This is a genomic window from Paraburkholderia sp. C35, assembly GCF_003121405.1.
Classification (GTDB): domain Bacteria; phylum Pseudomonadota; class Gammaproteobacteria; order Burkholderiales; family Burkholderiaceae; genus Paraburkholderia.
In genome coordinates, this window is record NZ_QBUY01000081.1 from 12,302 (window position 1) to 30,465 (window position 18,164).

15 protein-coding genes are annotated in these 18,164 nt (G+C 62.3%); 7 read left to right on the forward strand and 8 right to left on the reverse strand.

From position 1 onward, the window contains the following. Positions 1–158: 158 nt before the first annotated feature. Positions 159–1,559 (forward strand): dihydrolipoyl dehydrogenase, encoded by a 1,401-nt coding sequence (lpdA, locus tag DK391_RS32270; RefSeq protein WP_109482063.1) that lies wholly within the window; start codon positions 159–161, stop codon positions 1,557–1,559. Here lpdA and DK391_RS32275 read toward each other — a convergent pair. The 5 genes from DK391_RS32275 to DK391_RS32295 form a co-directional block, all read right to left on the reverse strand. Continuing rightward, on the reverse strand, positions 1,556–2,506 hold the full coding sequence (locus DK391_RS32275; RefSeq protein WP_239483011.1) for an AraC family transcriptional regulator: 951 nt from the start codon (positions 2,504–2,506) through the stop codon (positions 1,556–1,558). The two genes, lpdA and DK391_RS32275, sit on opposite strands and share 4 nt — an antisense overlap. A 130-nt stretch (positions 2,507–2,636) precedes the next feature. Further along, on the reverse strand, positions 2,637–4,088 hold the full coding sequence (locus DK391_RS32280; protein WP_109482085.1) for an MdtP family multidrug efflux transporter outer membrane subunit: 1,452 nt from the start codon (positions 4,086–4,088) through the stop codon (positions 2,637–2,639). 40 nt (positions 4,089–4,128) lie between these two features. Continuing rightward, positions 4,129–6,210: an FUSC family protein gene (locus DK391_RS32285; RefSeq protein ID WP_109482064.1), complete on the reverse strand. Its 2,082-nt coding sequence runs from the start codon at positions 6,208–6,210 to the stop codon at positions 4,129–4,131. Next, positions 6,207–7,283, reverse strand: a complete 1,077-nt coding sequence (gene mdtN / locus DK391_RS32290) for a multidrug transporter subunit MdtN (RefSeq protein WP_109482065.1) — start codon at positions 7,281–7,283, stop codon at positions 6,207–6,209. Before mdtN ends, DK391_RS32285 begins: the two co-directional genes overlap by 4 nt. Before the next feature lie 19 nt (positions 7,284–7,302). After that, the gene (locus DK391_RS32295) at positions 7,303–7,554 is read right to left on the reverse strand and encodes a YtcA family lipoprotein (protein WP_239483012.1); all 252 of its coding nucleotides are present in this window, start codon (positions 7,552–7,554) and stop codon (positions 7,303–7,305) included. 318 nt (positions 7,555–7,872) lie between these two features. Here DK391_RS32295 and DK391_RS32300 point away from each other — a divergent pair, with 318 nt between their 5' ends. After that, positions 7,873–8,328 carry a hypothetical protein gene (locus tag DK391_RS32300; RefSeq protein ID WP_109482067.1) on the forward strand — a complete coding sequence of 152 codons (456 nt, stop codon included), beginning with the start codon at positions 7,873–7,875 and terminating at the stop codon, positions 8,326–8,328. Between the two features lie 85 nt (positions 8,329–8,413). On the opposite strand, the gene DK391_RS32305 is transcribed toward DK391_RS32300, so the two are convergent. Beyond that, positions 8,414–9,817, reverse strand: coding sequence for an ATP-binding protein (locus DK391_RS32305; protein WP_239483013.1), 1,404 nt, complete (start codon positions 9,815–9,817; stop codon positions 8,414–8,416). After that, positions 9,814–10,527 (reverse strand): response regulator transcription factor, encoded by a 714-nt coding sequence (locus DK391_RS32310; RefSeq protein WP_109482069.1) that lies wholly within the window; start codon positions 10,525–10,527, stop codon positions 9,814–9,816. The genes DK391_RS32305 and DK391_RS32310 overlap by 4 nt, the downstream gene beginning before the upstream one ends. A 192-nt stretch (positions 10,528–10,719) precedes the next feature. On the opposite strand from DK391_RS32310, the gene DK391_RS32315 reads away from it, so the two are divergent. From DK391_RS32315 to DK391_RS32330, 4 genes are all read left to right on the forward strand, one after another. After that, positions 10,720–11,967, forward strand: coding sequence for an ABC transporter substrate-binding protein (locus DK391_RS32315; RefSeq protein ID WP_109482070.1), 1,248 nt, complete (start codon positions 10,720–10,722; stop codon positions 11,965–11,967). Between the two features lie 12 nt (positions 11,968–11,979). Then, entirely contained in the window at positions 11,980–13,071 is a 1,092-nt protein-coding gene (locus tag DK391_RS32320; protein WP_109482071.1) for an iron ABC transporter permease, read from the forward strand. After that, the gene (locus DK391_RS32325) at positions 13,068–13,880 is read left to right on the forward strand and encodes an ABC transporter ATP-binding protein (RefSeq protein ID WP_109482072.1); all 813 of its coding nucleotides are present in this window, start codon (positions 13,068–13,070) and stop codon (positions 13,878–13,880) included. Before DK391_RS32320 ends, DK391_RS32325 begins: the two co-directional genes overlap by 4 nt. Before the next feature lie 132 nt (positions 13,881–14,012). Continuing rightward, positions 14,013–15,152 carry a porin gene (locus tag DK391_RS32330; protein WP_162600964.1) on the forward strand — a complete coding sequence of 380 codons (1,140 nt, stop codon included), beginning with the start codon at positions 14,013–14,015 and terminating at the stop codon, positions 15,150–15,152. 65 nt (positions 15,153–15,217) lie between these two features. Here DK391_RS32330 and DK391_RS32335 read toward each other — a convergent pair whose 3' ends face one another. After that, positions 15,218–16,435, reverse strand: coding sequence for a porin (locus DK391_RS32335; RefSeq protein WP_109482074.1), 1,218 nt, complete (start codon positions 16,433–16,435; stop codon positions 15,218–15,220). A gap of 353 nt (positions 16,436–16,788) precedes the next feature. Here DK391_RS32335 and DK391_RS32340 point away from each other — a divergent pair, with 353 nt between their 5' ends. Next, positions 16,789–18,141: an MFS transporter gene (locus DK391_RS32340; RefSeq protein WP_109482075.1), complete on the forward strand. Its 1,353-nt coding sequence runs from the start codon at positions 16,789–16,791 to the stop codon at positions 18,139–18,141. Positions 18,142–18,164 lie beyond the last annotated feature (23 nt).

Consider the following 18,164-nt stretch of genomic DNA (forward strand, 5'->3'; position numbering starts at 1 on the left):
GTATCGACCAAAGTCAGCACAAGTGTTCAATCCCGTCTTTGCAGCGCCTGATAGCCTGAAAACACCTCTCTATGTCGAAGTCATGCAGCAGCGGTCAGGTCACGATTCTTCTCTCCATTCACGCATCTTCTCTGCTGTGATTCAAAGGCGCAAAGTTGATGGACCATTTCGATGTGGTAGTCATCGGATGCGGCGCGGGCGGCTATAACGCTGCAATTCGCGCGAGCCAGCTCGGCTTGTCCGTTGCCTGTGTTGAACGGGCATCGTGCGTTGGCGGAATGGGCATCCGGACTGGCTGCATTCCTTCGCGTGTGCTGTTACGCAGTTCCGACCTATACGATCGGATCCGCAAGGGAAACTACAACGCGCTAGGCATTCAGTGTGCAACCACGCTCGATCTCGCGCAGATGATGGCCCACAAGAACGCAATCGTCGAAACGATGTCGAAGCGCGTTCACACGCTATTACGAAAGCACGACATCACACTCCTCCACGGGCATGCTGCACTGGCCACTCATGGACGAGTCGAAATCCGGCATACGAAGGGCGCAAGGCGAATCTTGCGCGGCACCTCCATCGTCATCGCAACGGGTTCCGAGCCGATTCCCCTACCGTTTGCTGCTTTCGATCACGTGCAGATCCTCGATTCAGCCGACGCGTTATCGCTCGACCGGGTGCCTGCGCATCTCGCCATTATCGGTGCGGGTGCTGTCGGCGTCGAACTCGGTTCGATCTGGCGTCGCCTCGGTTCACGCGTGACGCTGATTGAACAGCACGACCGGATATGCAACTGGTACGACCGCGATGTGACGGCCGCCCTCGAACGCTCGCTAAAACGACAAGGCATAGCGATCAGATTGCGCAGCGAGGTAGTCGCGATCGACAGGCACGCCGGTGGTGTGTCGATACAGTTACGCACCGCGACATCCCGCGCAATCACGACGGTCGATGCAGAAGCCGTGCTGGTCGCCATCGGCCGGCGGCCATCGACGAACAGCCTCGACCTCGCGGGCAGCGGTCTGCAGGCCGACTCGCAAGGCGCGTTGCTGCAGCGGGCGTCCACTGGAAAAGGTCCGGCAATATGGGCGGTCGGCGACGCCGCAACGGGTCCCATGCTGATGTCGAAAGCGGAAGATGAAGCGATAGCCTGCGCCGAGCGGATCGCAGGCTTGCCAGGCTTCGTCGATTATTCGCTGATTCCTCAAGTCCTCTACACCACGCCAGAAGTCGCGATGATCGGCAAGACAGAGGACGAATTCGTGCGCGCGGGATTACCGTGCAAGGTGGGCTTCCATCCACTCGCGCCTAACGCCCGTGCCGCAATGGATGGCATCGCTGAAGGCTTCGTGAAGCTGGTGGTCGATGCCCGCACGAATCGCATCGCGGGTGCGCATCTCATCGGTCCGGGCGCAGCCGATCTGATTTCACAAGTGGCGATTGCGATGGAAGCATCCATGCTTTGCGACGATTTTGCGCATATCTGCCACCCGTTTCCCGCGTGGTCGGAGGCGCTGCGCCAGGCCGCAATGGCAGCCGGCGGGTGGGCAACACATATCTAAGGTGTCATGCCGTCGTGGCGCGCGGAACGTCTGCGCCCCCGCTCGCGCGCGAACACGGCGGGCGTACAGCCCACATGCCGATGAAACCGCCGTGTGAAATGGCTTTGATCGACAAAGCCCACCATCAGCGCAATCTGCGACAGCGGCAGATCGGTATCGGTAATCAGCGCCTGCGCACGGCGTATGCGGCATTGCTCGACAAAGCCGATGGCCGTACCACCCGTGCTGCGCTTGAACAGACGGCTGAAATGAAAGCGGCTCACATGCACGATTGAAGCGAGATCTTCGAGGCTGATCGTGCGATCGAGATTGTCTTCGATAAACTCAGTCAGGCGCGCAATCTCCAGCCCACTGAGCAAACCTTCTGCGGCACACTCGACGGGTTCGTGTTCGTTATAGCTGCGCAGCAGATGTGCGACCAGAGCCGTCGAAATCGAATCGACGATCAATGTCTGGACGGGATGCACCTGCCGGTCGAGTTCGACGAGCAGCATCTGCGCGAAGCGTTCGATCACGGTGTCGCGCATCAGAAACACGTTACGGATTTCCACTTCGGCCTTGCGGCGCCCCAACTGCTCCGCGGCTGCATCCACGAGTGCCGTCGGCACTCGCAGACGCGCGGACATCCCCGAATCGCCTTCCCAGGTGGAGTCGTAGCCGGCGGGCATGATATAGCTCGCACCCGCCGTGATGATGGTCTTGTGCGTGGCGCCCGCGCGCGTCTGTATGAGTTTTGCCGTCCCCGAAGGGCAATAGCCGATCAGGTGATGATCGAGACCGGCATAGGTTTCGGCGCAATTGAAATACGGACGATGCAGATCGACTGTCACACCCTTCCAGCCGCGCCCACGCGTGGTGGCAATGGGTTGTTGAGGGCGCGCGCTCAGGATCTCGTCGATTGAAATCAGTTTCGCACGGCTGAGCGACGACATGAGGTTCTGAAGCATGGCACGATCCGCGAGCAATGAGCGGCCAACGCAGGAGATGGCCGCAAAACACAATCCGTGGCAGCGTCTTTCATTGTGTCACAAGTCACGAAGCGCGGAAAACCAGCGGCGCGCGGAGTTGTTTTGTGAATCAGCGCGGCTTTAGCTCGACAGGCGGCTCGGCGCGATACCCGCCGCCGAGCGCCTTCACCAGCGCGATGTCCTGACTCAAACGCTGTCCGTCCAGCTCCAGCAACGCAAGCTGTTCGGCGATCACCGGCTGGCGCGCTTCCATGGCCGTCAGCCTGTCGGCGAGTCCTCGCTGATAGTGAGCCTCGGCGCTGTCGCGTGCAAACGCGACAGACGCCACCCGCTGTGTTTGCAACTGCGCCGCCGTATTCAGCGACTGCAACCGGTTACCCGTTTGCGCGACATCGCGCACGGCGTCGAGCACCGCCTGGTTGTATTGCTCGATCAGTATGTCGCTCGCCTTGCGCGTACCGCTCAGATTCGCGTTCAGGCGACCGCCGTCGAATATCGGCAGATACAGGCCAGGAATCAGATTGAACTGCTGGCTGCCGCGCGTGAACAGATCCGCCAGATGAAGCGCATCGAGTCCGAAAAACGCCTTGATATCGAGGCTCGGATAAAACGCCGCTTTGGCGGCATCCACCCGATCAAACGATACCTGCACGTACCAGCGCATCGCCTGCAAGTCGGGTCGGCGCGCCAGCAATTCGTACGACAGCGTGGACGGCAACGCGGTGTGCAAAGCGGGCATCGAAACAGGTTGGATCGTCGGCAGATCGTCGACACCGGCACCGATCAGCGCACGCAGCGATTCACGCAATTGCACGACCTGCGCGCGTGCGTTGACCAGCCGCTGCTGCAAGCCCAGCGCCAGCGCTCGCGAGTCTTCGATTGCCGTGTGCGACTCCAGTCCGCGCGCAGCACGCGCCTCATGTGCGCCGAGCGAGAACTGCGCAATCTGCTCCCATTGTTCGAGCAGCCCGATCAACTGATAGTCGGTCTGAATGCCGTAATAAAGCTGCGCGACATCCGTTGAAATTTCCAGTTCGACCGCCGATGTTTCCGCCAGCCGCGCATTCTGCACACCCAGCGACGCCGCCACCTCCGCGCGCTGCTTGCCCCAGATGTCCAGGTTCAGGCTCGCGCCAAACCCGACGATGCCCTCGGTGTACCACGGGCCGGTAAAGCCCAACGCCGGTTCATTCAGCGCATAGGGGCCGAGGAACCCATGCGACGACGTATGCTGCTCGTTGATCAAGCCCAGCGCGACCACTTGCAGATTGGAACCGGCCTGGACGAGTTCGACCTCCGACTTCGCCTGCGACACGCGCGTGCGCGCAATCACCATGGTGGGCGAACTGGCGAGCGCGCGGGTGATCAGTGCATCGAGTTGCGCGTCGCCGTAGGCAGTCCACCAGTTCGCCGAGGGCCAGCCGTCGCGCGCGAGATGAATGTCGTCGGCAAGCCGGATGTCGTTGGGCGCAATCGTTGTATAGGGAGCGCTGTCGTGATGGATCAGCGCACAACCTGCCAGCAGGTAGATCAGCACGGAGACGATACCCTTCGTCCACATACGATTGCGCCGCAAAAGCGGCGGCCGCGATTGGAGACGTTCAGTCATACCTGGGCAGCCCACGCGCAGTATCGGCCCGCGATACCGCGAAATCCCAAGCCGGCAGCGCCGACACCTCGCTAACCAGACGATGCACATACGTGCGGACCGTCGCATCCGCGACATGGTCTGGCAAGGCAATCGGGTCCGGCCGGCGCGCATCGGGCGGGCTCGCGGAGAGTCCGTCCGCATAGCGATCGAGACGTGCGGCAGCCTGTTCCACAACGCCACGCAGCGCGCTGACGGTTTCGCCTGAAACGCGATCAGCACGTTCATCGAATGAAGTGTGCAGGCCATCGTGCAGCGCGTTGCTGGCCAGCATGATCTCGCGGGCCTGCGCGAGCACGGTTTGCGCCCGCACAGTCAGATCAGGCCGCTCGCCTTCCTGCCAGTCTGGTTCGAGCGCCACGCGCGCGAGCATGGCTTCGCAGTCGCTCAAGATCGTCCACGTCTGCAATTGCTGCTGTGCATCCGCTATCGCGCCGTTAGAACGCGCACGAATCAAACCGGAAATGGACCGGAGCATATTCGCCAGACTCTGGCGCAACGCGTCGCCCTCGCCTTCGCGCCAGAACGCCAGCTGGACGAAGGTCGCAATACCTACACCCAGCAGTATCCCTACCATTCGATCGCGGATTTCAGTGAGGTTGGTGGTCGGCCCGAATCGCCCGAGCACTGCGAGCGAAAACGTGAACAGCAACTGCACGCCGGCATAGCTGATACGTTCCGAGCCAGCCGCAATCCACGCCGCAAACGCGGCTACCGCCAACGCCATCAGCAACAGCCCGACGACGGTATCCAGTTGCGGTATCACGAACACGACCACACCCAGCGCCAGCGCGCTGCCGTTAAGCGCGCCCGCCACCCGCAGGAGCGCACGCTGTGTCGATGCGCCGAGGCTCGGCAGTGCGACGATCAGACAGGTCAGCATGATCGTGTGGACACCCGGCCAGTCGGCCGCGTTGTAAAACACATAGGAAACGAGCACCGCGAGCAAGGTCTTCAGCGAAAAGCGTGCGTACGCGGGGTTGCGCCAGGCGTCGTTCGCTATCATCGGCGCTTCAGCCGGTGGCTTGCTGACGGCTTCGCCGCGCTCGTAGAAATCGCTCAGCGCCTGAAGTGCGCGCTCCATTCCGGCCGCTGCGTCCGTGAGGCTATCTGTCTCCGGCACGGACATGGGCGCGATGCGATAACGCGCGCTGTCCGCAAGCGCGATGGTGAGCGCCCTGCTGTGCTCACGCAACGTGTGCAGCGCCCGTCCCTGCGCCGCCGTTAAGCGCTGACCTCGCGCCGACAGTTCAAGCGCGCCCAGATGAAGGCGCGTCACTGTTGCGATCAACGCGAGATGCCACGCCTGCGTTTGGCGGTAACGTTTGTCGCGCATGGCAGCGAACTTCAGCAGCTTCTGAAGCGTCAATGCGCCTCGCTGGACGTCATGCGATGTGATCGGTGCGGGCGCCTTGCCGCCGTCGATCTGAAATGTCAGATGCCCATCGACAGCAAGCAGCTGACGCCGGATTTCCGCATCCAGTTGCCGTTGCGGTTCGGCAGGCAGCAACAACGAGTTGATCAGCAGCGTCAACGCGATCGGATAATTCACGGCAACCCATACCCACAGCACGGCGCGTATCAGCAATTCGGCCTGATCGGTCTGATCGACAAAGGTCTGCACATAAATGACCACGATCGCCACGATGAAGAACACGACGCCGATCTTCAGCACGCGCATCAGATAGACACTGGCGAAAAACACCGCACTGGAAAAGACGATGCGCAGCAACGGATAGTCGAACGTGAACTTCAGCAACAGGATGGACAGGCCGATCGCGAGCGTCGATCCGATCATGAACAGCAGGCCGATCAGTTGCGTGACCACGACGTTCGACTGCGTCACATAGAACACCACCAGCAGCGACAAGGGCAGTTCCGGCACCTCGAGCGTCAGCGAAGTTACGATCACGATTGCACTGGTCAGCAGCGCACGCAGCATGACGTTGACGCGCCCAGGAAACGGCGCGAGCTCGGCGCGCATGAAAGCGGCCGCATCGCGCAGCGTCAGCGGCAGGTGATCCGTGAAGCTCATGGCCGTGCCTCAGAGGCGGCCGGTTGCGTCTCGCGCCTGCCGGGATACAGCACGGCAACCGCAGAGGTGCCGACGCGGAACAGGGCCGCATTCGGGTTCTCAACGCGAATCCTGACGGGGAAGCGCTGCGCGACATGCACCCAGTTGAGCGTGCGCTCGATGTGCGGCAGGCCGCCTGGCAACGCGAGACCGCCTTCGTTCGGCAGCACGCCATAACTGATCGACTCGACCTCACCGCGAAAACGCTGACCTGTATCGCTCAACAGATACACGCTGGCCGGCGTCCCGACCCGAATGTTCTTCAACTCGGTCTCGCGGAAATTGGCCACCACATACCAGTGACGTGTGTCGATCAGCGTGAACACGGGTTTGAGCGCCGACGCAAACTGTCCCGTCGATGTCTTCAGCGACACGACCCGGCCATTGAACGGCGCGCGCACCGTCGCGAACTCCAGATTCAGCTCGGCAATGGCGATCTCAGCTTCCACGACCGCGCGCTGCGCCACCAGCGCATCGACGCCGCTGACGGCAGCAGCTGCCTGCTGCGCCTGCAACTCGGCAGCGGCCAGTTCGGCTTGCGTCGCGCGTTGTGCGGTGCGGGCGAGATCGACGTCCTGCGCCGACACGTAGCCTTGCGACAGCAGCGGCGCCGTGCGATGCAGCGTGTCGGCGGCCTGGTTTGCGGCAGCGCGCGCACGCTCGACAGCCGCACGGGCAGACTGCGCGTTGTACTGCTGCGCATTGACGGTGCGCTGGGTCAGCGCGATCTGCTGGTTGAGGGCGGCGAGACTGGCATGCGCACGCGCCAGCGCATCCTGATACGGACGCGGATCGATCTGGAACAGCAGTTCGCCCTGTCTGACCGCCTGGTTGTCGCGCACGGCCAGTTCGACGATGCGTCCGTTGACTTCAGGCACGACGTCGATCGTGTCGGCATAGACGTAGGCGTCGTCGGTGCGTGGCTCGCGATCGATGCTGTGAATCACGAAGACGAGCAGCAACACGGTCGCGGCGACCAACGCGATCACCCAATACCTGTTGCGCGAGGCCGTCGCGTTTGCCGGCGTCGTCATGACACTCCCTTGCCTGGATTCATTGCTTGAAGAAGACCAGCCAGGTGATCAATGCCAATAGCGTCACGAGCGTGGGATAGACCACGGCCGAAGGCCCGATCCGGCAACCGGCAGGCAAGCGCGCGGCAACCTGATACACGATCACGGTCAGCACGACGCCCGCGACGATGCAGAACAGCCAGTCAGGAAAGTAGGCACCAAGCACGGCCATCGACGGCGAATACGCGCAGCCTGTTTCCAGCGAAACCAGCAAGGCAGCGATGCCGCTCACATATACGCTTCTTCGCCTTCCCGGCACGGGCATGCAATCTCCTGCTGTCAGGTGAGGTCCTGGGCGCGCTTCCGCCACAACATGAGCAGCATACGAAACCGGTCTGGCCGGAAGATTGAACGGTCTTGCGCCGTTTGGTATGAAATTGCCCTGCCTGCACGTACCCGCAAGCAGGCGTCGATGAGGCGGCTCCTCGGGCTTCGCACTGGCGTGCGTCCTTGCAGGCGCCAGAAATGTGGTTCGTTTATGATCTCGCTGATCGTGCGACCACCATCAGAAGCATCAAACCATCTTGTGTTTTGCTTACGGAGACCTTTAATGGGTAAAAGAACTTTCCGCTCGACCACTGCCGTATTGTTGGGTTTCGCCGCGTTGACCGGTTTGCACATGTCCAGTGCAGAAGCTGCGGCGCCATTGAAATGCCATCTGACGTACAGCCTTTCGGGATGGTCCGCGATCTATCAGCACGCTGCGGGTCATGGCCGCGTATCGTGCGATAACGGTCAACACGCCAATGTCACGATCCAGATGCACGGCGGCGGCCTCACGGCCGGCAAGTTCCGCGTCACGGGCAAAGGCGATATCAGCAATCTCTATAGCATCAAGGAAGTCTACGGCAGCTACGCACAAGCCGGCGCATCGGCTGGTGTCGTGCAGAGCGGCGAGGCGCAGGTTGTCACCAAGGGCACGGTGTCGATGGCCCTGTCCGGTTCCGGCGAAGGGATCAATCTCGGCGTTGCGATCGACAAGTTCGACATCAAGCCGGCTCACTGAGTCACTGCAAGTTCCGCCTGACACGATGCCGCCGCGCATAAGACATGCATGCGCGGCGGCATCGTCCGTTTATGAGGCGCGCCTGTTATCCCTCACGCGGCAACACGAGCGCGGCCTCGAGTCCGCCTTCCCTACGATTGCTTAGCGTCAACGTACCGCCATGCGTCGCCGCGATGCTTTGCGCGATCGTCAGGCCGAGTCCCGTTCCTTCGCTCACGCCCGCTGCGTTGCCGCGAAAATAAGGCTCGAAAACGCGCGTCAGCATCGCTTCGTCTGGAATACCCGGCCCGTTGTCGCGAATCGCTACGCGCACCACGCGTCCGTCGTCGGCGACATGAATGGATGCTTCGCCGCCATAGCGAATCGCGTTATCGAGCAGGTTCTGCAAGCAGCGCTTCAGGTTGCGCGGATAGCCCGCGACAGGCCGCAGCGCCCGTCCATCCACGTTCACCTTCAGCCCCGCTTCACGCGCATCTTCAGCGAGGCTTTCGAGCATCGAATCGAGATCGATCTCGCGGCGCTCCTCCGTGACTTCGATCCCTTGCACTGCATTCAAGGTCGCGCGCACCATCGCTTCCATGTCGTCGAGATCGCCGCGCAGGCGTTCGCGCCATTGCGCATCGGGCAACATCTCGGCACGCAGACGCAGTCGCGTCAGCGGCGAGCGCAGATCGTGCGATACAGCCGTCAGAAAGCGCGTGCGCTCCGCCATGCTCTCCGTCAACTGACGCTGCATCGAATTGAACGACATCGCCGCGCTGCGCACTTCGAGCGGACCACGCACCGGCAAGGGCGGACGATAGATGTTGCGCCCGAGTGCATCGGCGGCCTTCGCGAGATCGCGCAAGGGCTGCACCGCGAAGCGCACGGCGATCAACGCCAGCACGCAGATCGCGATGAAGCGGATCAGATAGATCCGCACCAGATAGTCGAACACGAGCGAACCCGGCTCGCTCTGCATGCCCGCCTGCCCTTCATTGGCCTGCACGTCGAGCCACGCACCACCGGGCACTTTCAGTTGCACGTGAAAATCGCCTGTCGGCATGCGTGAATCGAACAGGCTCAAGATGCCCTTATGCTTGTGCTCCTCGTCGCGCAGCTCGGCATCGATCAGGCGCATATCGACGGGCTCGCCAAGACGCCTGCGGATCACGCCTGTGATCAGATCGCTGATCGAGCGCTTCGCGAGCGACGTATCCTGCGCGGGCTGCGGTGTGTCGGTCCATTGCATCCGGTAACGCGCGTCCGCCAGCTGTTTGACGATCGCATCGCGCGCCGCCGCATCGGGCGCGTGTTGCAATAACCGCACCGTATCCGCGAGACGGCTCGCAAAGAGGCGCGCAGGAATTTCCAGCGTGCGGTTATCGTGTGTTTCGAACCATATCGTGCTGGTGAGCAACTGCCCTGCAAACATGCCCACGGCGAGAATCATCACGAGCCTTCCAAACAGCGAGTCGGGCCACGCACGCAGCTTCATCGTGCGGCTCATGCTTCGAACGACACGTCGGCGACCAGCATGTAGCCTTCGTTGCGCACCGTGCGGATCAACGCGGCACTGCGCGCAGCGTCTTTCAGATGATGGCGCAGGCGGCTGACGCACACATCGATCGAGCGGTCCAAAGGCGTGTGCTCCTTGTCGAACACATGATCGAGCAGAAACTCGCGCGACAGCGGCCGGTTGGGATGATCGAGCAGCGTGCGCAGCGTCCGGTAGTCCGAGCCGCCGAGCGACACGACCACGCCTTCGGGCGACAGCATCTGCTTCATGCGCGTATCGAGCTTCCAGCCCGCGAAGCGGACGAACGCGGCGGCATCGGCGGGACGCGCGCCCGGCGTGCTGCGCGCGCGACGCAACACCGACTTGATCTTCGCGACCAGTTCGCGCGGATCGAACGGTTTGGGCAGGTAGTCGTCGGCGCCCATTTCCAGACCGAGAATACGGTCGAGCAAGCCGCCGCGCGCACTCAGGATCACGATCGGCATGCCGCGCTCGCGGCGCAGCTCACGCGTCAGTTCCAGTCCGTCCTCGCCGTCCAGCATCAGGTCGAGCACGACGAGATCGATCTGCGAGGCCGCGACGATCTGCTTCATCTGCGCGCCGTTGGTGGCCGTGGTCGCCTGATAGCCCATGCTGCGCAGATAGTCGCCGAGCAGCTGGCGAATGTTCGGGTCGTCATCGACGACAAGTATGTGGTCCATCCAAAACTCTTTTTCTTCGTGACTTCGCTGTAGGGCGTGCGCCGCGCAGCGCGCATTGTCCACCTTGAGCGCGCCTCAGGCAGGCTCAACACATTCCATTACAAAACAGCGCCGTTTCAACACATCGCCATTACATCGCGCCGCTAAAGTGGCGCCCGTAAATGCAAATAATTCTCATCCAGCAACTATATCATGTCGATTTCCGTGCTTTCCACGGCCTGCCGGCGGGCCATGTCGACGACGGCGCGCGCCGCGTCCTCCATTACGCTGGCGGCCTGCGCTGCCGCGCTGGCCTGCACGCTGGCGGCGCAACCGGCGAGCGCCGCGGCGTCCGCCAGCGCGCCTGCAGCAGCGCCCGCTCCCGCGACCTTCACCGATCTCGCCGGCCGCACGGTGCGCGTGCCTGCTGCCGAACCGCAGCGCATCCTGCTCGGTGAAAGCCGCCTGTTGTCGGCTGTCGCGCTGCTCGAAGGACAGAAGCCGCTGGCGCGCATCGTCGGATGGCAAGGCGATCTGCCTTTGATGGACCCGCAGACTTACGACGCCTACGCGCAGAAATTCCCCAACATCAAGACCATTCCGCTGATCGGCAAGGCCACGGAAGACAGCATCAGCGACGAGAAGGCGCTGAGCCTCAAGCCGGATCTCGCGATCTTCAGCATTGCCGGTCACGGCCCGAGCCGCTACAACGCGCTCGTCAAGCAACTGGAGGCGACGGGCACCACGGTCGTGTTCGTCGATTTCCGTCTGCATCCGATGCAAAACACGCTGCCCAGCATCAAGCTGCTCGGCGCGGTGCTGCATCGCGACCAGCAGGCCAACGCTTACATCCAGTTCTATCAGCAGCATCTGGCGCGCGTGGAGAGCGTCGTGAACCGCGTGCCTGAAGCGCAGCGTCCGAAGGTATTCGTCGATCTGCTCGCAGGCGTGTGGGACGCCGGTTGCTGCCATACGGCAGGCAACGGCAACTTCGGCGAGTTCGTACAGGCCGCCGGCGGCCGCAACATCGCGCAAGGCCTCGTGCCGGGCGTACTCGGCGACATCAGCATGGAACAGGTCATTGCCGCGCAACCCGACGTCTACATCGCCACGGGCAGCCGCACGAAACCGGGCCTCGCGTCGCTGCGCGTCGGCGCCTTGACGAGCGAGCACGATGCGCGCGCGAGCCTCGCGCAACTGGTCGCGCGCCCCGGCTTCGACACTATCAAGGCCATCCACGATGGCAACGCGCATGGCATCTCGCACAACTACTACGACTCGCCGTACAACATTCTGGCGATCGAAGCGTTTGCGAAGTGGTTCTATCCGGCGCAGTTCAAGGATCTCGACGTGCACGCGACGCAAACCGAACTGTACAGGCGCTTCCTCGCCGTGCCGCCGCAAGGTGCCGAGTGGGTCGATGCGCCGCTCGCGCAACCGATGGCCGACGCTTCGCACTGAACGGCGGCTGCGATGTCCGATTCCGTTTCGTTGACACGTACTGCACGCTCGTCGCACAGCGCCGTGGACGCCGGTGCGCGCAGCTATCTGCGCATGACGCGCGTGCGCGTGCTGTGCCTGTTCGCGGTGGCACTGCTGATCGTGGGCTCGCTGCTGGTCGATCTGCGCTCCGGCCCATCCGGCCTGCCGGTTGCGACGCTGCTGCGCGCCGTGTTCGATCACACCTCCGCCGATGCCGCGACGAATGTGATCGTCTGGCAGATCCGCATGCCGTACGCGGTGATGGCGCTGCTGGTCGGCGCATCGCTCGGACTGTCGGGCGCGGAAATGCAGACCATCCTCAACAATCCGCTCGCGAGCCCCTATACGTTAGGCGTATCCGCAGCGGCTGCGTTCGGCGCATCGCTCGCGATCGTGCTCGACATCACGCTGCCGGGCATCGCACAAAGCTGGCTGGTGTCGGCGAATGCGTTTCTGTTCGCGTTCATGTCGGCGCTCATGCTGGATGGCGTCGCGCGCTGGCGCGGCATGAACACATCCGGCGTCGTGCTGCTCGGCATTGCGCTGGTGTTTGCGTTTCATGCACTCGTTTCGCTGATGCAGTTCATCGCTTCCGCCGACGCGTTGCAAGGTCTCGTATTCTGGACGCTCGGCTCGCTCGCGCGCGCTGACTGGCCAAAGATCGGCGTGCTCGCTGTCGCGCTTGCCATCGCGTTGCCGCTCTCGATGCGCAACGCGTGGACGCTTACCGCGCTGCGCCTGGGTGAAGACCGCGCCGCGAGCTTCGGCATCGACGTGCGTCGTCTGCGGCTCGGCACGCTGCTGCGTGTGTCGGTGCTGTCGGCGCTCGCGGTATCGTTCGTCGGCACGATTGGCTTTGTCGGACTGATTGCGCCGCATATCGCGCGCACGCTGTTCGGCGAAGATCATCGCTTCTATCTGCCCGGCAGCACGCTGATCGGCGCATTGATGCTGTCGCTGGCATCGATTGCATCGAAAACCATCGTGCCGGGCGTGCTGATTCCCGTCGGTATCGTCACGGCGCTGGTCGGCATTCCGCTGTTTCTGGGCATCGTCGTGCGCTCGCAAGGAGCCGCGCAATGAACGGCCTGTCGATACACGGTCTCAGCGTGCAATACGGCAAGCGCGCCGTGCTCAGATCGCTAGACGCCGGCCCGCTGCCGCGTGGCCAGATCACCGCGCTGCTCGGTCCGAACGGCAGCGGCAAATCGACCTTGCTGCGGGCGCTGGCGGGACTCACGCGTGCCCACGCGGGGCAACTGACGCTCGACGGTGCGCCGCTCGAACTGTCGGCGGCGAGCGCGCGTTCGCATAGCGTCGTCTATCTGCCGCAATCGCTGCCTGCCGGTGTGAAGCTGCAGGTACTCGAATCTGTGCTGGTCGCATGCTGCGCGACGCGCGGCGCGTTCCGCGCGCACACCGCCCGCGCCGACGATCTTGCGAACGCACGCGCCGTGCTCGAACGCCTCGGCATCGACGCGCTGGCGTCGCGCTCGCTCGACGAACTGTCGGGCGGCCAGCGGCAACTCGTCGGCATCGCACAGGCACTCGTGCGCGAACCGCAAGTGCTGCTGCTCGACGAACCGCTGTCGGCACTCGATCTCAACTACCAGTTTCACGTGATGCGCGTACTGCGCGACATCACGCGGGAACGCGGCATGGTCAGCGTCGTCGTGCTGCACGACATCAACACGGCCATGCGCGCCTGCCATCAGGCGATGCTGCTGCACGCAGGCCGCATTGCCGGTTTCGGACCGACCGCCGAAGTCGTCACGCAAGCCAGCCTTGCACAAGTATTCGGTGTCACCGCGCGAATCGAGCCGTGCTCGCGCGGCCAGCATCAAGTCCTGATCGACGGTCTGTCGGCTCAGGACGGCATCGCCAGCCGCTAGACATCCGTCGACGCGGCCCAGCCAGCCACCTCACCACGCTGCATCCGTTGCAACGCACGACGCCTGCCATCCGGCAGGCGCCGCGCTGCGGCGTGGCTCGTCACATCGTTCAAATCAACAACAGGGGAAAAAATGAAAAAGACACTCGTCATGGCCGCCATCGTGGCAGGCTACGCGTGCCATGCGCAGGCACAAAATTCAGTGACGCTGTATGGCGTGATCGACGCCGGCCTGTCGTACACGAACAACCAGAAAGGCAGCAGCGCGTGGCAAGCCGGCAGCGGCGACGTGACGGGCAGCCACTGGGGCATCCTTGCACGCGAAGATCTCGGCGGCGGCACCAAGGCCATCGTTCAGCTGGAAAACGGCTTCAGCGTGATGAACGGCACGCTGCGCCAGGGCGGCCGTCTGTTTGGTTATCAGGCGTACACGGGACTGCAGAATGACCGATACGGCACGTTGACACTGGGTCGTCAGTACGATTCCGTGGTCGATTACCTTGCGCCGCTCAGCTTCACGGGCCATCATCCCGGCGGCAATAACCTCTCGGCACACCCGTACGACAACGACAATCTGAACAACTCGTTCCGCGTGAACAACTCGGTGAAATACGCGAGCAACAGTTATGCAGGTGTGAAATTCGGCGCGCTCTACGGCTTCTCGAACGAGGCAGGCGGCTTCGACGATAACCGTCTATACAGTTTCGGCACCTCGTATGAGGCAGGTCCGCTGCGCCTCGGCGCTGGCTACTTCCAGGCGAACAACGGCGGCAGCAGCAACACCAGCGGCGCGTTGACGCTGACCGACCGCACGTTTATCGCCGCGCGTCAGCGCACGTACGGCGCGGGCGGCAGCTATTCGATCGGCGCCGCGACTTTCGGCGCGGTCTGGACTCGCACGCAACTCGGCGGACTCGCGACGATCAACGGCGCGAACAGCCTCGGTCTTACCGCGAACGGCGAAGGCATGAGCTTCAGCAACTACGAACTCAATGCGAGCTACCAGCTCACGCCAGCCGTCGCACTGAACAGCGAGTATACGTATACATCGGGTTCGATGTCGAACGCGACAGGCCAGCATCATCCGAAGTGGCATGAGGTGTCGCTGCAAACGGACTACTTCCTGTCGAAGCGAACCGATCTCTACGTGCAGGCAAGCTATCAGCACATTGCCAGCGACGGTTCGGGACTCACTGCCGACATCAGCGGACAAAGCCCTTCATCGAACGACCAGCAGGTGGTGATGGCTGTTGGCATGCGGCATCGCTTCTAAAAGAAGCAACGCCGCTGCGTTCATCACAACGCAGCGGCGCCTTTTAAACGCGATGACAAGCGCGCTCAGAACTTGTGACGAATGCCCACACGCACCGTGCTTTGCCGGTCGCTGGTGGATGGCGTGAGGTTGTTGATGGCCGCCACGGCTGCCGTGCCTGTCGAATCCGTACCTGACGCCTTCTGATACACGCCGATCAGATAAACGTCAGTACGCTTCGAAAGAAAATAGTCCGCGCCAATCGCGCCTTGATAATAACGCGCACCGGAATTCGTTCCCGACGACGAATCGACATTGCCGCCGTGCGTATAGTCGAATGCCGCACCAAGCAGGAACGCCGGCGTCAATTGATACTTGAAGTTCACTTCCGCGTTATTGAAGGTCGCATTGCCGCGATAGCCGCGCGGATTCGGCCCGGACTCCGCCGTATCGCCGAGATTCCTGAATTGCGTATTCGAGTACGTTGCGCCAAACGTTGCCGCACCGAATGTATAGGCCGCACCCGCCGCGATCACCTGATACGTGCGCGCCGACGCATAACCACTATAAACAGGCGATGAAACGAAGTTCGTGCTGGCCGTCGCCGCCGTACTCGCGCCGTTGTCGCCGAAGAATCCCACGTTCGGATTGCGCGCATTCAAATAACCGACACCTAACGAAAGCGGACCATTCGCGTAGCCCGCGCCGAGCGACCACACCTGATTGCGCGTGGCTTCACCCGCCACGCCGCCCAGGCTATACACACCGCCGAACGTGAGACCTGCGTAATTGGCGCTGGTGTACTTGAGCGCATTGTTCACGCGATACGCGTTGTTGATATTGTCGAGATCGCCCGGATGCGCGGCGATATAGCCGCCCCATTGATCGCCGGATTCGAACGGCCCGACGTAGTCGACCACCGAATCGTATTGCCGCCCGACCAGCATCGAGCCATACGCACTCGACAATCCCACATACGCCTGACGTCCGAACATCAGCCCTTGCGTACTGCCGCGATTTTTCTGACCGAGCGAGCCGGTATTCGGATCGAAGCCGTTTTCCAGCACGAACAGCGCAGCCAGTCCGCCGCCGAGATCTTCCTTGCCGCGCAAGCCCCAGCGGCTTGCCTGCATCACGCCGCTCGACACGTTGTACAGCGTGTGGCCGCCTGCGTTCGAGGTCCAGTTGAAACCATCGTCGACGATGCCGTACATCGTCACCGAACTCTGCGCGTGCGCGGCCCCAGCAAACGCACACTCGACCAGCGTCAACACAGCCAATGAGGCTGCCAGTTTGCTTCTCATAGATTCGTCATCCCGTACATGGCGACTGCTTCGATTGAATGACGCAGCGAACTCACACTGCGCCGCGGCTATTGCGAGGATCGCAATCTAAGTTCGCCTTTTTGCACGGTCAAATCAGTCAAATAGAACCTGCGCGATCAGCGTGTTTTATTTGCGTATTCACACGCGCAGGTGTACTCGCAAGCGACATGAATGCCATTTATATCGCGCATTTTTGGCCTGAATTTGACGGTCTTTTCTCGCGCTCCTATCTTTCGACCATGGCTTGCCCATGTCTGTCCGATTCGCCGTGTCGCCCTGACCGTCCCCACGATCGGGAAGCGCAAACTTCAACGTCTTGCTTACTCAACGCCATGAATCCTCACGCGACAGTTACGCTTTCCCCTTCTCTCCCGATACGCAAGACGAGCGCGGTCCGACGCGCAGTGACGACAGCCGTGCTCGGCCAGATACTCGAGTGGTACGACTTCTTTCTTTACGGCACGGCGGCTGCGCTGGTATTCGGCAAGCTTTTCTTTCCCGTCGGCAGCGATCCGTTGACGGGCACGATCGCCGCATTTGGTGGCTTCACGGTGGGCTTTATCGCGCGCCCAGTCGGCGGCGTGCTGTGCGGCCATATCGGCGACCGCTACGGACGCAAGACGGTGATGATGCTCACGCTATTGACGATGGGCGTCGCCACCGTCTGCATGGGCCTGCTGCCGACGTATCAGCAGATCGGCATTGCCGCGCCCATCGGCCTCGTGCTGCTGCGCATTCTCCAGGGCCTCGCAGCGGGCGGCGAATGGAGCGGCAGCATTCTGCTGATTCATGAAAGCGCGCCGCCTTCCAGACGCGGTGCACTCGCTGCATGGAGTCCGAGCGGCGCGGCTTTCGGCTTCGTGCTATCCACGGCGGCCTTCCTGCTTGCACAAACCCTCACGCCCGCCGATTTCCTCGCGTGGGGCTGGCGCGTGCCGTTTCTGTGCAGCGCCGTGCTCGTGGTGCTCGGACTGTGGATGCGCCGTTCGGTCGATGAAAGCGCCGACTTCGTCGAAGTCAAAGCGACGCACAGCGAAAGCCGCATGCCGATAGTCGAAGTGCTGCGCCGTTGTCCGCGCCAGGTGCTGACCGTGTTCGGCCTGCGCTTCGGCGAAGGTGGCGCGTCGTACATCTTCTTCGCGTTCTCGCTTGCGTACGGCCAGTTTCTCGGCCTCAAATCCACGTGGATTCTCGGCGGCCTGACGCTGTCGATGCTGCTGATGATTCCCGTGTCGCTGCTGATGGGACACATCACCGACAAGATCGGCCGCAAGCCGGTTTATCTCGCCGGTGCGATTGCGATGGTGCTGGTCGCGTATCCGTACTTCACGCTGCTGGCTTCCGGCGTGTTATGGAAAGTCATCGCCGCGCTGATTCTCGCCAACAGCATCACGCTTGGCATTCTCGAAGGCGCACAGCCTGCCTTTATCAGCGAACTGCTGCCCGTGCATCTGCGTTTCTCGGGCCTCGGAATAGGACGCGAGATTTCTTCGGTACTCGGCGGCGGCCTCTCGCCGATGATCGCCACAGCGTTGCTCGCGCACTATCGCAGCGCGACGCCCGTCGCGATCTATCTCGTCGCATTGGCACTCGTCACCGTCGTCGCGACCTGCATCGCGCCCGAAACATTCCCACGCGCCGCGCGGCTGCAGGCAAGGCAGGAAGCCGAACCCGTCGCCGCCTGATCCACTCAACCTGACACGTATCC

What these genes read in the sequence shown, in the direction of transcription:
- lpdA (WP_109482063.1), top strand. Translation starts at nt 159, where the DNA reads ATGGACCATTTCGATGTGGTAGTCATCGGATGCGGCGCGGGCGGCTAT.
- DK391_RS32275 (WP_239483011.1), bottom strand. Translation starts at nt 2,506, where the DNA reads ATGCTTCAGAACCTCATGTCGTCGCTCAGCCGTGCGAAACTGATTTCA.
- DK391_RS32280 (WP_109482085.1), bottom strand. Translation starts at nt 4,088, where the DNA reads ATGTGGACGAAGGGTATCGTCTCCGTGCTGATCTACCTGCTGGCAGGT.
- DK391_RS32285 (WP_109482064.1), bottom strand. Translation starts at nt 6,210, where the DNA reads ATGAGCTTCACGGATCACCTGCCGCTGACGCTGCGCGATGCGGCCGCT.
- mdtN (WP_109482065.1), bottom strand. Translation starts at nt 7,283, where the DNA reads ATGACGACGCCGGCAAACGCGACGGCCTCGCGCAACAGGTATTGGGTG.
- DK391_RS32300 (WP_109482067.1), top strand. Translation starts at nt 7,873, where the DNA reads ATGGGTAAAAGAACTTTCCGCTCGACCACTGCCGTATTGTTGGGTTTC.
- DK391_RS32305 (WP_239483013.1), bottom strand. Translation starts at nt 9,817, where the DNA reads ATGAGCCGCACGATGAAGCTGCGTGCGTGGCCCGACTCGCTGTTTGGA.
- DK391_RS32310 (WP_109482069.1), bottom strand. Translation starts at nt 10,527, where the DNA reads ATGGACCACATACTTGTCGTCGATGACGACCCGAACATTCGCCAGCTG.
- DK391_RS32315 (WP_109482070.1), top strand. Translation starts at nt 10,720, where the DNA reads ATGTCGATTTCCGTGCTTTCCACGGCCTGCCGGCGGGCCATGTCGACG.
- DK391_RS32320 (WP_109482071.1), top strand. Translation starts at nt 11,980, where the DNA reads ATGTCCGATTCCGTTTCGTTGACACGTACTGCACGCTCGTCGCACAGC.
- DK391_RS32325 (WP_109482072.1), top strand. Translation starts at nt 13,068, where the DNA reads ATGAACGGCCTGTCGATACACGGTCTCAGCGTGCAATACGGCAAGCGC.
- DK391_RS32330 (WP_162600964.1), top strand. Translation starts at nt 14,013, where the DNA reads ATGAAAAAGACACTCGTCATGGCCGCCATCGTGGCAGGCTACGCGTGC.
- DK391_RS32335 (WP_109482074.1), bottom strand. Translation starts at nt 16,435, where the DNA reads ATGAGAAGCAAACTGGCAGCCTCATTGGCTGTGTTGACGCTGGTCGAG.
- DK391_RS32340 (WP_109482075.1), top strand. Translation starts at nt 16,789, where the DNA reads ATGAATCCTCACGCGACAGTTACGCTTTCCCCTTCTCTCCCGATACGC.